We start from the raw sequence: 13,566 nt of genomic DNA, 5'->3' as shown, positions 1-13,566 counted from the left end.
TCGTATTTGCACCAGAACCTTCGCCCTACCGCGTGGCGAACGCCAGCCGCGGTGGCGCTTCTGGCACCGCGCAGCGAACGCGCCGGTCGCGCTCCGGCAGTGTCAGCTGGGTACGTGGCGGCGCGGCTCGCCGCACGCCGAGGATTTCGGCTACATTGGCTTGCGGGCGGAGCAGCGGCCGCAGCAGCGAGGCGGGGCCTGTGAGCAGCGGCGTCACGCCCGGGCCGTGCCCGCTGACCGTGCTGTCGCCGTGTACCACGACGCCGATGGTCACGCGGTCATTGGCGTAGCGCGGCCCCCGCCGCGTATCGGCGCCGATGATCGCCACCATGTCGCCGAAGCGCAGGCTGCCCAGACGGTAGCGCTCACGTGCCTGCCGGTCCGACAGCTGGATATCGTAATCCCCGCGCCATGCATTGTTCTTTCCCAGCCCGGAGCCCATGACGCGCGCCGGCACCAGATGCGTGACCGGCGCATGGAGCTGGCCATCGCGCTCCAGCAGGCCCCATCGCGCCAGCAGGCGCGGCGAGCAGTTGAGGACTTCGATTCGGGGGTAGTCGCGGAGTCGTAATCCCAGTCCATGCGAAAGAACCTGGATGCGGTCGCCGATGCAAAGGCGCACCAGCACCTCCGTGGGAAAGTCCACCAGCACGTGGTTGACGCCGCCGTGCTTGCCCGTCACCACACCAGTCCGGCCCGCGCACGCTCCGTTGACCACACGGGCCGGATTGCCGACGCAGGCATAGGTCAGCAGGGCGCTGTTGGGTCCGTCGCGTGGGCCGACGATCTCGCGCCCGTTGTTGTGCAGGGCGACCCCCGGCTCGATATGGTCGCCCGCCAACCCGACGCAAGGATCGCCGATGCGCCTATTGACCACGATGCCGCCGGTACCCGGCAGGACGCGCGGCACGCCGTCGTAGCCAATGCGGTAGGGCGAGGCGCGCCCCACGGGATGCGCGATCTGCCCAAGGACGGACACCGCCACGAGTTCGTCGGCATTGATTCGGGGAACGGGGCGTGCACCGTCGCGGCCGGCCGGACGGGACAGGGCTTGCTGGACGAGCGGAATCGGGCGGGACATGGGTACCATCTCCTATCGCATCCTGCGCACCACGGTGGCGGCGATCTGCGGCTGTCCCGGCGCGCGCCGGTTCTCGGCCGCGACGGCGTCGTAGACGGTGTGCGCGATATGGTGCAGCTCCGCATCGGTCACGCGTCCGCTGACCTGATAGAACAGGCGCACGCGCTGCGGCAGCCCGGGCACGGCGCTGGTCCGGGACTGGCGCATATGGCGCCGCACTTGGTCCACGTCGCGCACCACCTGTCGCGCAAGATGGCTCAGGCGTAGCCGTCCGTTGGCGTCGCGGTAATCGGTTGCGTGTAGCAGCTTGCTTTCGAGGCCTGCCGGCAGGCGCTTGGGGGCAGCCGGCATCGGCGTGAGATCGAGCACCGAGCCGCCCCTGCGCGGGCCGATGCGGAGCTGGTTGCGCACATCGAAGCCGCGCAGGCACAGGCGTTCGACCAGGATCTGCTCGGCGCAACGGCCACGCAGGTTATTGATGACGATGAGCGCCGGACGCTGCCCGCGCGGCCGGGCCTCGGCGGCGGCCAGATCACGGCATGCCAGATGCCGGGCGCGCGAGGCCGGCAGGCATTCGTTGCGGCCGACGGCAGGGTCGGCATCCCCGGCGCGTCCGCGCTCGCGCGTCCAGTGCCGAACGGCATCGTCAAGCATGGCGTCGACGAACTGGTCGATTGCTGCGCTCATGCTTCGGCTCCTTGCGGGGCCGGTGTGCCGATCGCCGGAGTGGGGCAAAGGGGATACCACCAGGCGGTGGCTTGCTGCCAGGGGTCGGCATGATGGCCGGTCCCGACCAGCGGGCCATCGACGCAAGCATGGTGCGGCGACGACGCCATTACATGCAGCGCGGCCAGCCTGGGCAGGCGTTCGGCGAGCCCGGCCACTCCTGCCGCTGCCAGTGCGTCGCGCAGCAGCGAGCGCTCGGCGCCGAACAGGGATTCGGAAGGCAGCGGGTCCAGATGCCGCACGTCGACGCCGCTTCGCCACAGGGCATGCACCGGCCACGGTGCGCCGTCACCATCAAGCGTGGTCAGCACGATGGCGGCATCGAGCGTGGCGGAGAGTGCGAGCGTGTCGAGGGCGATGGCGAGCGGATCCCACCAGGGGGAGGGCATTGGGCCGAGCGCCGGTCTTGCCCCCTCGCAGCGGCGCAGCAGGGCGTCGAGCAGGACCTCGTAGCGCTCGACCACGGCATGGTCGGCAGCGTCGCCGAGCTGGGAACCGGCCACGTTGTCTCCGACCCAGCGAAACGGCCACGACGCGGCATCGGTGCAGTCGCGCATCGCGATCCACGCAATCAGAGCGGGTTCGAGCGGCCTCGGCACGGCGCCGCCGCTGTCCAGCGCCGCGCCGTTGGCCGAGAGGCTCGGCAGTACCATCTCGCTCGCATCGATGACCTGCCAGAACGCGCGCGTGAGCCAGGGCTCCAGCACCCGCGTGAGCCGCAACGCCAGGCTCGGCCCCCAGGGCGACCCGAGCACCAGCGCGGGATCGAGGATGCAGGCGAGCTTGCGTTGCCGTACCGATACGATCATGTCCTCAGCATGCATGGCGGGGCGTCTCCGTGTCAGCCGCGGTCAGGGATGCGCAAATGTACGGCGCGCCACGGTCAGGCCGCAGCCTGCGGCACGCCGAGCACGCTGTTCAGCGCGTGTGTCACGCCGGGGAATCCTCGGCCCTCGGGCGTCATCCGGTACGCGGCGACCCACGCTTCCGCGTGCGCGCCCATGGGCCGCACCACGCTCTGGAACAGGATCGGATCGGTTGCGGTCTTGAAATCATTGTCCGCAACAAACTGCAGGATCCGCCGGCCGCTTTCGGCCATCTTGGCCCGTTGCGAGGGCTCGGCCACCCCGCCGAGATAGCGATTCGAGACGATCTCGACCACATCCCACTTGGTGTTGGCGTCAAAGGCCTTCTTGATGTCGGGCGAATCCAGCAGCTTGAGCACCTGGATCAGGTAATGCCCGGTTTCCATCGCGAGCGCGAAGATATTGCCGTAGGTAGACCGGTCCAGCGCATAGCGCAGGTCGAGCCCGATGCGCTGGATGGTGCCGACGCTGCCGAAGGGACGCTGGTCGATCAGCTGTCCGCCCCGGATGACTTCGCCGATCAGCAGATCGCGGAAGTACTGGCCCATCGCCACCATGAAGCCGACCATCTGGCGATGGAAATTGCGGTTGACCACTGCGCCGGCCGGGGCCTGCGCGGTGCCATAGTTGAAGGCGCGCCGATAGGCCACCATGCGGTCCTGCCGGGTGTAGCGCAGTGGCCGCCATTTTTCGAGCAGATAGAGTCCGCGCGCGCCGGGGCCGCGCTGGATGCGCATCTTCCCCAGGCGGAACAAGCGCAGCAGGGTCTCGACCACCTCAAAGATCTTCATGCGCTCGTGCTGATAGATAAAGTACAGCTCGGCAGCCGCATGCAACTGGCTCGGGATGATTGAATCGTCGAAGTCAGGCTGTACATAGGGATAGCCGATCTTCTCGAAGCCGACTGCCCCCTGAGGACCGAGGCCGAGCAGATCGAAGAAGCCTTCCTCCCCGCTGCCATTGGGTTTGGACAACAGTTCAGAGTAACGCTGCTCGAACTGCGAGGCGAAGGCGTCGCGCTGGTCGGGCGGCAGGCTGGCCAGCTGCTCCTGCAGAAAGGTCTCCCACAGGCGCTGAATGGTTTCGGTGGTCTGGAAGTTCATGATGCGCTCCGTCGTCGGGGGTCAGGCCTTGGCAGGGCCGCCGTCGGGACCCGCAGGGCCCGCTCCGCTACCGTCGGCGCCAGTACCTTCGGTGCCGTCGAAGGCATCAGCCGCACCGGGAGTGAGAGGGGCGGGGGCAGCGGCGGGCGGCACGGCGGACGTGCCCGGCGTAAGGAGTCGCCGGCGATTCCGTTCCCCCAACTCGTGCGCGATACGATCGATCGAGCCGTCCGGATGTGGCGGAATCTGCGGGGCGTGCTCGCGATAGTCGCGGTTGCGCCGGTGCCACTCGGGCACGCGCTGCTCGATCATCATCAACGCGCCGCGCTGGTATCCCGGCAGCATTCCGATATTGCCAAAGGTCCCCATATGTGGCGGTCTGTGATAGACGGGGGCGAGCGTCGCATCTGCAAGCATATCCGAGGCCGGAATGCAGCCGGATGTCATCTGTTCGACGATGGGCCGCAGTGCGCGCTCGGCCTGCAGCTGGAGCACAAGCTCGCCATGCATCAGCCAGGCGAGCGGTGTCGGTCCTGCCGGCCCCGTCAGATCGAAGTGATCAATGGTGTGCTTGTCCCATACACGCCATTGGGGCGCGGGGATGACCGGATCCTGCGGGGCGGCGAAGCTGACCCCTGCCGGGATCAGCAGTGCGGCCATTTCCGACAGCATTGCGCCCGTCGGGTTGTCGGGATTGGTGATGTCCTTCATCGGTGCAGCGGCATCGAGCCAGACATCGGGGTAACGCAGCGCCAGCGCAAAGATGGCGTGGGCGGCGGCACGCTGTTCCGGCATGCCAAACTCTTCGGTGCCGTTGGCGTAGAGATCGATTGCGCGGTCGAGATCGTGCAGGACACGGTCAAGCAGGACCTGCAGCTTGAGCGTATCGGGGTCGCAGTCGCAACGGGTGACACAGTCGATGGTCGAAGCAAATCTGCCGCGCAGACTGACCAGATTCATCAGACGCTGCTCGGCAAAGGTGGTGCCGCTCCCTCCGTAAAGGCCATACATCAGTACGCTGGGACGCGCAATGCGCAGGAGGCGCAGGCCGCCGGAAGCCTGGAAGCCGTCCACGAACAACTGCAAGGCGTCCTGAAACGCCAGCAGCGGTGGCGCGTCGCGGACCGGCAGGTGCAGCGTCACCTGCACGAAGCGCGAGAACCGCCCGAGCATGTTCCATGCGGTCGCGCCGACCCGGCGCAGCCCGTCGCTCGAGCCTCCCGCACACAGCTGGATCATTTCGTCCATCGCACGGGAAAGGTCGGCTTCGTGGAGCAGTGCCCGCAGGTCCGACTGGCCATGCGCTTCGAGACTGGCGTGCAGGCCGCGATAGGCGGCCAGGCCTCGCGGCATCGTGTTCTGGTCCAGCGATTCCTGGGCCACGCCCGACATGTTGCGCAGGCACACCAGCACCTGGTCGCGCCGCGCCTGCAGTTCAGAGTAGGGCACGCGCAGTAATGTGCGCCCGCCCTGGAAGCCTGTATTGGCGAGCGCCTCGCCCATCAACACCAGAAGCACCGCAGCCACTTCGTCGAGGCTCTGCCCGAGATTGCGATAGCTTTCGTTCAGCTCGGTGGACAGCGCGCCCACCATCCGCGCCAGCCTGGCATATTCGCCCAGGCGCCGCCGTGCGGCGAAAGCCCGGTCCCGGCTGTAGGGGTCGAGGGACTGGCGTGCCGCCGCGACGCCATCGTCGATGGTGAGGGACAGGGTCTGATGCCACCCCTCCAGCTCTGGCCGGATGTCCTTGGTCAGGTTGCTCGCGATCAGTTGCTGCAGATCCTGCTCCACATCCGCCCGGGCCTGATCCAGATCCAGATTGGTCGCGGTCGCCTCCGGCGCAGCGATGGCCGAGGGCCGTGGAGCCGCGGTATTCAGGAACGGCAGTCCCTGAGCCTCGCCGCCGATACCCTGCGCGCGCGCGTCGGACTGGTAGCGGTCCAGCAATGCTCTCGCGATCTGCTGGGCGTCGTTGGGATCTCCGATCTTCAGTTCGCGCCGCAGCAGGGTATCGAAGGCGAGCCGCTGGCTGTTTCCGATGCTCATGGGTTTGCCGTCGGAGCCGGACGGAACCGGTTGGGGAATCGCGGGATAGGCCATGGTGATCCTCTGTTGCGTTGAACGGCGTGATGCGTGTTGTCGTGCGCGCCTACGACACCAGGTGCAATAGCGCAGGCTGCGGCTCGTACGGCGCTGCGCGCGGGCGTCGCGAGGCCATGCGCGCGCTCAGCTGGCCGATCACGCAGTGCGCGAGGCGCCTCGGCGGGATGCGCCCGTCCACTATCGCGTAGTGCGCGGCGCTCACGAGGTGGCGGGGAGGCAGTCCGGTTTCACGTTCGGACGCAAGCAGCCGCGCGCCTTCGCGAATGGCCGCCTCGTCGTCACGCGAGAAGGGAATGATGTCGGCCAGGGCGCGCTGGGCGAGGTTGCGGCGCGTCTGGAACGCAATCTCGTCGACGACGTCCGGCACGATGCGCGGCACGCTCAGCATCAGCGCGGCGGGTATGCGGTGCCCGGCGGAGGGCTGGTACAGGTTTTGCCAAACCCGTAACAACCGTGCGGCGTCGCGCGCGAAGCCGAGCCGGCGTAGCATTTCGGCCAGCAGGTAGACACGCAGGTAGGCGGTGGGATGCGCGCCGCCGGGCCGGTAGGTCATGGTGCGCGGCTGGGGGTGCGCGAGGAAATCCGCCATGCCCCAGGCCGCCGCCGGGCCACCGAGCAGGATGGCCGCGAGGTCCGCGAAGATCTCCTTGTGCCAGCGGCCGTAGACGGTGGCGAGGAAGGGATCGCGCGTCTTGCCCATGGTGCGCCTGAGTACGGCCTGGCGGTTCTCCCTCCAGATGCCGAGGTCGGCCTGCAGGTTGTGGGCGACTTCATGCAGGAAGACTGATTGCCACGGCTGGTCTCGGTCCCAGGGTATGCGGATCAGCGGAAAGGGATTGGCCTCGCCGAGCAGCCGCGACAGCGCCACGCCACGGCGCATCGTCGCGGGAGAATAGCCGTGCTCCATGTAGCAGACCGGCTTGAGCAGCGGGCCATCGAAGACGCGTGGCGCGGCGCGTCGAACGGCGCGGTAGCAGTCTTCGGCAATGACGTCGTGCGCGGCGAGCGACGGGCCGAAGCTCGTGCCCCGCTGCGCGAACACTTCGTAGAACATGCCGAACAGCCGCCGCGCGCGGTCAAGTTCGCGCTCGACCAGCGCCACGTCGATCAACACCCGTTGCGCAGGCCTCTGCTGCCAGTCCGGCAGCATCTGATCGAAGCGCGCGCGGATGCGTTGCTCGGCCTGGGCCAGCCGCGCGTTGGCCGTGTCGAAATGTTGCTGCGAAGGCGCATAGGGCATGTCTTGCGGGCGCAGTCCGACAAAGGCGTTGTCGACCCGGGCCAGCCGCGACAGGCGCGCGGACAGGCCGCGAATCTTTGCGCTCAGGAATCGCTGCAGGTTCATGGCCGGCCCCGTTCCGATCGGTGTCACTGGCGACGATTCATGCGCCACGGACGATGATGGTCACCGGCCCACGTACATGCATGCGACGGCCGCCGCAGTGTGGGCAGCCGACGCCATGGCCGCCATAGCTGCGGGACTGGGCGCGCGGGCCGGTTGCCGCGACACGGCGCGCTAACGGCGCTATCGTGCGCGCGGCGGCCTGCGCGCCGCGGCCGCGCGGCGTGGCCCGGCGCGCCGCAGGCACCAGCGGCTGCGACAGCTGGCGCGCCGCCTGGGGTCGCCGTGCCACGGCTTGCGCGGTGCGGGTGGCGGTACGCACAGCGGCGCGCGGCGGCAGCTGGCGCGCCTGCACTGTGCGTTGCGTGGCGCGCACCGCGCGTGCAACCGCGCGTGCCGCGGGGGCGCCGCTGGTGCGGGTGGCCGTTCGCACCGCCTGGGCCACGCCGCGCACCGCGGCGCGACGCACGGCGGGCGCGGCGCGCGCGACCGAGGGGAGGGCGCGGCGGAGTACCATGCCGGCCAGCACCGGCGCGGCGGCGTCGATCGCATCCTCGTCGAGTCCATCCACCAGTTCGTCGAAGGTCTCATACTCGTCGGCGCCGTCGGCGAGCATGCGCCCGGCCACATTGGCGATGCGCCCGATCAACTGTGCTTGTGGAAGAGGAATCATGCTGGCGATCGGTCCCACCACACGCGCGGCCTGCCCAATGCCTTGCCCCACGCGGCGCGCGACATTGACCGCGCCGCTCGCCATGCGCCGCAGGCGGCGGAAGAACTCGTCGGCGTCACCGGCTTCCATGGCATCGGCCACGGCGTCCTCCATGCCGTCCAGTTCGTCGTAGGCGGCCTCGTATTCGTCGACGGAGTCGATGCCGTCCACGTCCTCGTAGGTATCGCCCTCGTCCTCGCCTTCGTCATACTGGGTCGCGCCGCCTGCGAGCACGCGGCCGACGAAGTTGTCCTCGCCTTCATCCCATTCGTCGTAGCTGTCGTTGCCCTCGTCGGATTCGTCGTACCCGTCGTCGTGCATCAGGTCCATCGCGCTGCCTCGAGTGGGGCCCTCGGCGGCTTCATCCATCAGCTCGTCCATTACATCGGCCTCGAATCGGTCCATGGTGTGCTCCTTGGTGTGCGGCTCAAGTTGATTGGCTCAGCGGGGTGCGACCGTCAGCGTCACAGGTCCGCCGAAGTGGAAGGTCCGGGGTCTTCTCGGCCGGATGGTGCGCACGCCGCGGCCGATGCCTGTGGGGCGGGCCATCGGCCCAGGGGGAGCGGGTTGCGCCAGGCGATCGAGCATGCGGGGATTGGCGACGACGCGGCGCGCGGCCTGGGGCAGCCCACGGCGCAGCGCCCGCGCGGCCTGGTTCGGCGGTTGCTGGCGTTGGCGTGCGACGCGGGTGGCGGCGCGCGCCAGCGGTGCCAGGGCGCGTGTGGCCCCGGGTCCGCCTGCGCGCACCAGTTCGCGTGCCGCGCTGGCGACGCCGCGCACGAGTTGCCGCCGGCCCGCGGCCGATAGTTGCGCCACATTTGACAGGCCGAGTCCGCGCGCGGCGGCTCGCGTGGCGAGCGCCACCGCTGCGGGCAGGGCCTCATCGATGCCGTCGTTGGCATAGAGATCGATCATCGCGTCCATGCCCTGGCTCGCGCTGGCCTGCGAGGCGAGCAGTTGGCTGATCTGCGCGAGCATGTCCTGAGTGCCGCCGCCAAGGGTGCCGAGGGCGCCCGCCTGCCGGCGCGCTTGGCGCGCCGCGTGGCTGACGTCCCCGGCAAGGCGGCCAGCGGTTTGCAGGCCGCGCGCAAGGTTCGGCGCGCCCAGCATGCGCGCAAGGGCGGCCGCCGCGTTGGCGGTGGGGGAAGCAGCCTGCGCCACCCGGCCCACCTGTCCCGCCACGCGGCCCGCCCTTCGTGCGACGCCCTGCATGCGTCCGGCCTGGCGGCTTATCACCCCGGCCGCGCGGCCGAGGCCGCCCAGCAGGCGGCCGAGAAATTCGTCGTCGTCGGCGGCGTCGAGGCCGTCGGCTACTTCTTCCTCGAAGGCGTTCCATACGGCCATCTGGTCGATGTGGTCGCCGATGTCGGTGTCTTGCGCGGCCGCCATATCGGCCGAATCTGTCTCGTCCGTGAAAGCATCGTCGCCCCCGTCCTCGTCAAACGGGGACGCGGTCCGCGCCAAGCCCGATTGCAGCGCGGCATGATCGGCGGCGTCGTCGGCCGTGTCGCCGTAGTCCGTGCTACTGGCGTATTCGTCCAAACTGAGGTCTTCCATCAGGTCATTGTCGAATTGGTCGCTCATCGCATGCCTCCACGCGGCCGTGTGTCATGCCGCTGTCATGGCCACTCTAGATGCGGCGAGGTGCCCGCCGCATCGCCCGATGCCTCTGGCACGGCGGGATTCGCGCGACCGGCCGGGCGCGACAGGACCGGCGCATCGGGGTACGGCACAACGGGCCCGCAAGGCGGGGCGTGCCGCCTTGCCGTAGCCGGAATGGGGTAGCCTGCTTGCGCTCTCGCTTTTTCCTTGCAAAGTCACCGGCCATATGCCAAAACAAAGAAGTTTCGAGCGGCCTGTGTCAGGGAAAAGTGCAGCGGGGGCACTGCAGCCTGACTCAGGGGAACGCAGCTTGTCAGCGCGCATGGATACGAATGCGGACTCGAAGCCGGCAGTTGAGCTGTGCCGTCATGCGGGCATCCGGCGTGCCGTTCGCTCGTCGTCGTGTTGCCAGGCGGAACGACAAGAAGGAAAAACCATGCTTCACAGATTCCGCCGGGGCGCGCTGCTGGCACCGTACAGCGCATTAGGGGATTCGCCCACGGCCGGGTACGGGGCGGCGGCAATCCGGTCGGGCAGTTGGGGGAGAGAGGTCTGCGAGGTCGAACTGGGCGGCCGGCGATGTTGGTTGCTGCAGGTAGGCGGCCTGCGTGCGCCACGCGGGGGGGCGTACGGGGAAGGCGAGATTACCCAGTTCGAGTTCGAGGGGAACTATTACGCCCTGATCGCTGATCCGGTGGCCGTGCCGGCGGCCGCGCCGCTGCCGGCCGGCGAGCCGCGTCCCGCCGTCCCCGATGTGCGAAGCGTGTTGACCGTGCGCGAACTGCAGATCGTGCAACTCGTCTGCATGGGCTATTTGACTAAGCAGATCGCGGGCCGGCTTCATATCAGCGAATTTACCGTCCGCTCGTATCTCAAGACGATCTACTGCAAACTCGGTGTCCGATCGCGCGCGGCGATGGTGTTCTGCTATATGCAGGCATGCGCTGGAGGCGCGGACGGCGCCCAAACCTGACAGCGGTCCGGTATCGGCTAACCGGAAGGAACGACACGATTTTTCAGGCAGACATCGACGGGTGCACGAAAGACTGCATTCACAGGAACCCGATCGAGAACCAAGGCACCAGTGTCAGCAGCAGCAAAGCCACCAGCAGCGCCGCCATGTGCGGCCAGACCCGCGGCATGGCCACGTCAGGCGAGACCCGCCCGATGGCGCAAGCCGCGTAGAAGCCGACGCCGAACGGTGGCGCAAACAGGCCCAGGCCCATGGCGAAGATCACCACCATGGCGTAGTGGACTTCATGCACGCCGACGATCTTTGCGATCGGGAACAGAAGCGGGCCGAACAGCACTATGGCCGGGATGCCTTCAAGCAGGCTGCCGAGCAGGACGAATGCCAGCGCCGACACCAGCAGGAATCCGGTCTTGCCGCCCGGCACGGCGGACATGATCTTCACCAGGTCGCCGGCGAAGCCCGATTGCGTCAGCGCCCACGCCATTGTGGTGGCGCAGCCGACGATCAGCAGGATCGCGCCGGACAGCGCAGCGGTATCGACCAGCATCGGGTAGATGCTGCGCCAGTGGAAGCGCCGGTAGACGAAGATGCCGGCGAGCACTGCGTAGAAGATGCCGATGGTGGACACTTCGGTCGCGGTGGCCACGCCTTCCACTACCGCGGTGCGGATGATCACGGGCAAGGCCAGGGCCGGCAGGGCCACCAGCAGCGATTTCACGATCACGGCGCGCGTAGGGCGTACCACCGTGCTCATGTCTTCCTTGCGCGTCTGGAACCAGACTACGCAGGCCATCATGACCAGGCCCACGGCCGCAGGCATCAGGCCGCCGATGAAGAGCGAGGTGATCGACACACCGGTGACCGATCCCACCGTGATCAGCACGATGCTGGGCGGGATCGTTTCGGACATCGCGCCGGACGCCGACAACAATCCGATCAGGTCACCGTCCCTGGCGCCGCGCTGCTTCATTTCCGGGAACAGCGCGGGCGCGACCGCTGCCATGTCGGCTGCCTTTGCGCCGGAGATGCCGGACACGATATACATCGCGCCGAGCAGCACGTACTGCAGGCCGCCGCGCACATGCCCGATCAGGTTGGCGAGGAAACTGATCATGGCGCGCGCCAGTCCGGTCATCTCGATCAGCGCGCCCAGGAAGACAAAGAGCGGCACGGCGAGCAGGATCAGGTGCGACATGCCTTCCTGCATGCGGTTCGGGACGATCGACAGCGGGGTCGTGGTGGTGAAGGCCAGGTAGCACATGGTGGCCAGGCCGAAGGCAAAGGCGATCGGCACGCCAATGGCGACGCATACCACCAGCACCAGCAGGAAGAAGATCACCAGGTTGATGTTGCCGAGTTCTGCCAGCACCGGGGACAAGGCCCACAAGATTGCCCCGATTACGCCTACCGCCACGCCGCTGACGAGAACCCGTTTACAGTCGGCCTGCGCGACCAGCCGGATGACGGCCGTCGCCAGCATCAGCAGCGCGCCGGCGAGCACCGCCGCGGAGCGATAGCCCTCGCTGATCTCCAGCGTTGGCGACGAGACTTCGATGTGTTCACTCAGGTGCTCGTAGGCCGGCCAGACCAGCATCAGCAGGAACGCCACCACCAGCCACATGCCAAAGGCATCGAGCCACGCGCGCCTGCCCGGCGCCAGGTCCTTGATGAAGGTGGTCAGCTGCATATGCGCGCTGCGCTGCAGCGCAATGATGGCGCCCAGCATCGCCAGCCAGAGGAACAGGATGCTGGCCAGTTCATCGGTCCAGGGGATCGGCGCATGCAGGACATAGCGCGCGAAGGCGCCACCGCCCAGGATGGCGATCTCGGCAAGCACGATCAGCGCGGCCGGAATCTCCACGACCCAGCGCATGGCGCGGCCCCACACGGCAAGGGCGGCGCCTGGTTCCTGCGGTGCGCCAGCGAAGGTTTCGGCAGTGTGCTCCATCGTCGTGTCTCCATTCGGCACGCGCTGAGGCGCGGCTTCTCGTTCAGTCTGGTGGTATGGCGTCAGGCCAGGCGGCCCGCGTATTTCTCGAGCTTGGCCCAGGCTTCCTCGCCGTACTTCTTCTTCCACTCGGTGTAGAAGCCCGCGCTTTGCAGCAACTGGCGGAAGGGCGCGGGATCGGGCCGGTTCAGCGCGATGCCGAGCTTGCCCAGTTCCGCCTGCGCATCGACATTTAGCCTGGCGATGTCTTCGCGCTGGCGCAGCGCCGCGCTGTCGAAATGGGTGGCGATGGTCGCCTGCACTTCCTTGGGCAGCGCCTGGAATTTCCTGGCGTTGCCGAAGATGAAGTGGCCATCCCAGGTATGCGCGGTAAGCGAGCAGAACTTCTGGACTTCGTACAGCTTGGCGCTGCGGATCAGGGCGAGCGGGTTTTCCTGGCCGTCCACCACCCGCGTCTGCAGCGCGGAGTAGAGCTCGCCGAACGGAATGGCGGTCGGCGCGGCGCCAAGCGCCTTGAACATCGAGATCCAGAGCGGGATGCCGGGAACGCGGATCTTGAAGCCCTTCAGGTCCGCAGGGGTCTGAACCGGCCGGCTGGCCGAGGTGATATTGCGGTAGCCGTTGTCCAGGCACTTTTCAAACACGTGCAGGTTGACCTTGCCCAGCGCTGCCCGCACGTGCGCGCCGACGTCGCCATCCATGGCCGCCCAGACCGTGGCGTAGTCCTTGAAGGCAAAGGCGACACCGTTGATGCCGGCGGTCGGCACCAGCGTCTGCAGGTTGGTGCCGGCAGTGGACATGAAATCCATGGCTCCGGCGCGGGTCTGCGAGATCATGTCGGGCTCGCTGCCCAACTGGCTGGCGGGATACACCTGGAGATCCACCTTGCCGCCGGTGTCCTTGCGGATGGCCTCCGCGGCTTCCTTGATGCGCAGTGTGCCCGGATGGTCCGCAGGAAACGCCGTGCCGTACTTGAGCCGGATGCCGGCGCCCTGGGCAAGGCCGTGGCGTACCGGCAATGCAAGCGCGAGACTGCCTGCGGCCAGGGCGCCGAACTGGCGGCGTGTCAGGGAGAAGGTCATGGTGATGTGTGCTCCTGTATTGAAAGAT

Annotated in this window: 11 protein-coding genes; 1 reads left to right on the top strand and 10 read right to left on the bottom strand. The window is 67.9% G+C overall.

Features of this window, described 5'->3' with window-relative positions; genetic code table 11:
- Window positions 1-25: 25 nt before the first annotated feature.
- Genes AC3WRI_RS22005 through AC3WRI_RS21970 form a run of 8 tightly spaced genes read right to left on the bottom strand, consistent with a single transcriptional unit; the run spans window position 26 to window position 9,517 of the window.
- On the bottom strand, window positions 26-1,081 hold the full coding sequence (locus AC3WRI_RS22005) for a DUF4438 domain-containing protein (protein ID WP_136227772.1): 1,056 nt from the start codon (window positions 1,079-1,081) through the stop codon (window positions 26-28).
- Window positions 1,082-1,093: 12 nt separating this feature from the next.
- Window positions 1,094-1,768, bottom strand: a complete 675-nt coding sequence (locus AC3WRI_RS22000) for a hypothetical protein (protein ID WP_010811752.1) — start codon at window positions 1,766-1,768, stop codon at window positions 1,094-1,096.
- A complete protein-coding gene (locus AC3WRI_RS21995) occupies window positions 1,765-2,631 on the bottom strand; it encodes a hypothetical protein (protein WP_439670577.1) in 867 nt (288 codons plus the stop codon). Before AC3WRI_RS21995 ends, AC3WRI_RS22000 begins: the two co-directional genes overlap by 4 nt.
- Before the next feature lie 59 nt (window positions 2,632-2,690).
- A complete protein-coding gene (locus tag AC3WRI_RS21990; protein ID WP_010811754.1) occupies window positions 2,691-3,776 on the bottom strand; it encodes a hypothetical protein in 1,086 nt (361 codons plus the stop codon).
- Between the two features lie 21 nt (window positions 3,777-3,797).
- The gene (locus AC3WRI_RS21985; protein ID WP_492294083.1) at window positions 3,798-5,876 is read right to left on the bottom strand and encodes a hypothetical protein; all 2,079 of its coding nucleotides are present in this window, start codon (window positions 5,874-5,876) and stop codon (window positions 3,798-3,800) included.
- A 49-nt stretch (window positions 5,877-5,925) separates the two neighbouring features.
- Window positions 5,926-7,272 (bottom strand): hypothetical protein, encoded by a 1,347-nt coding sequence (locus AC3WRI_RS21980; RefSeq protein WP_492294081.1) that lies wholly within the window; start codon window positions 7,270-7,272, stop codon window positions 5,926-5,928.
- Window positions 7,262-8,338: a serine/threonine-protein kinase gene (locus AC3WRI_RS21975; protein ID WP_492294079.1), complete on the bottom strand. Its 1,077-nt coding sequence runs from the start codon at window positions 8,336-8,338 to the stop codon at window positions 7,262-7,264. Before AC3WRI_RS21975 ends, AC3WRI_RS21980 begins: the two co-directional genes overlap by 11 nt.
- A gap of 36 nt (window positions 8,339-8,374) precedes the next feature.
- A complete protein-coding gene (locus tag AC3WRI_RS21970) occupies window positions 8,375-9,517 on the bottom strand; it encodes a hypothetical protein (protein ID WP_058698647.1) in 1,143 nt (380 codons plus the stop codon).
- Window positions 9,518-9,971: 454 nt separating this feature from the next.
- On the opposite strand from AC3WRI_RS21970, the gene AC3WRI_RS21965 reads away from it, so the two are divergent.
- A complete protein-coding gene (locus AC3WRI_RS21965; protein WP_492294077.1) occupies window positions 9,972-10,508 on the top strand; it encodes a response regulator transcription factor in 537 nt (178 codons plus the stop codon).
- A gap of 79 nt (window positions 10,509-10,587) precedes the next feature.
- Here the strand turns inward: AC3WRI_RS21965 and AC3WRI_RS21960 are convergent, their stop codons facing one another.
- Complete coding sequence (locus AC3WRI_RS21960) at window positions 10,588-12,456, bottom strand: TRAP transporter large permease (RefSeq protein ID WP_058698646.1); 1,869 nt, start codon at window positions 12,454-12,456, stop codon at window positions 10,588-10,590.
- A 62-nt stretch (window positions 12,457-12,518) separates the two neighbouring features.
- Window positions 12,519-13,538, bottom strand: coding sequence for a TRAP transporter substrate-binding protein (locus AC3WRI_RS21955; RefSeq protein WP_010809552.1), 1,020 nt, complete (start codon window positions 13,536-13,538; stop codon window positions 12,519-12,521).
- Between the last annotated feature and the right edge of the window lie 28 nt (window positions 13,539-13,566).

The organism is Cupriavidus sp. FW305-27 (genome assembly GCF_058787995.1).
Note: the sequence above shows the minus strand (reverse complement) of the source record. Positions and strands in the feature narration are given on the sequence as shown.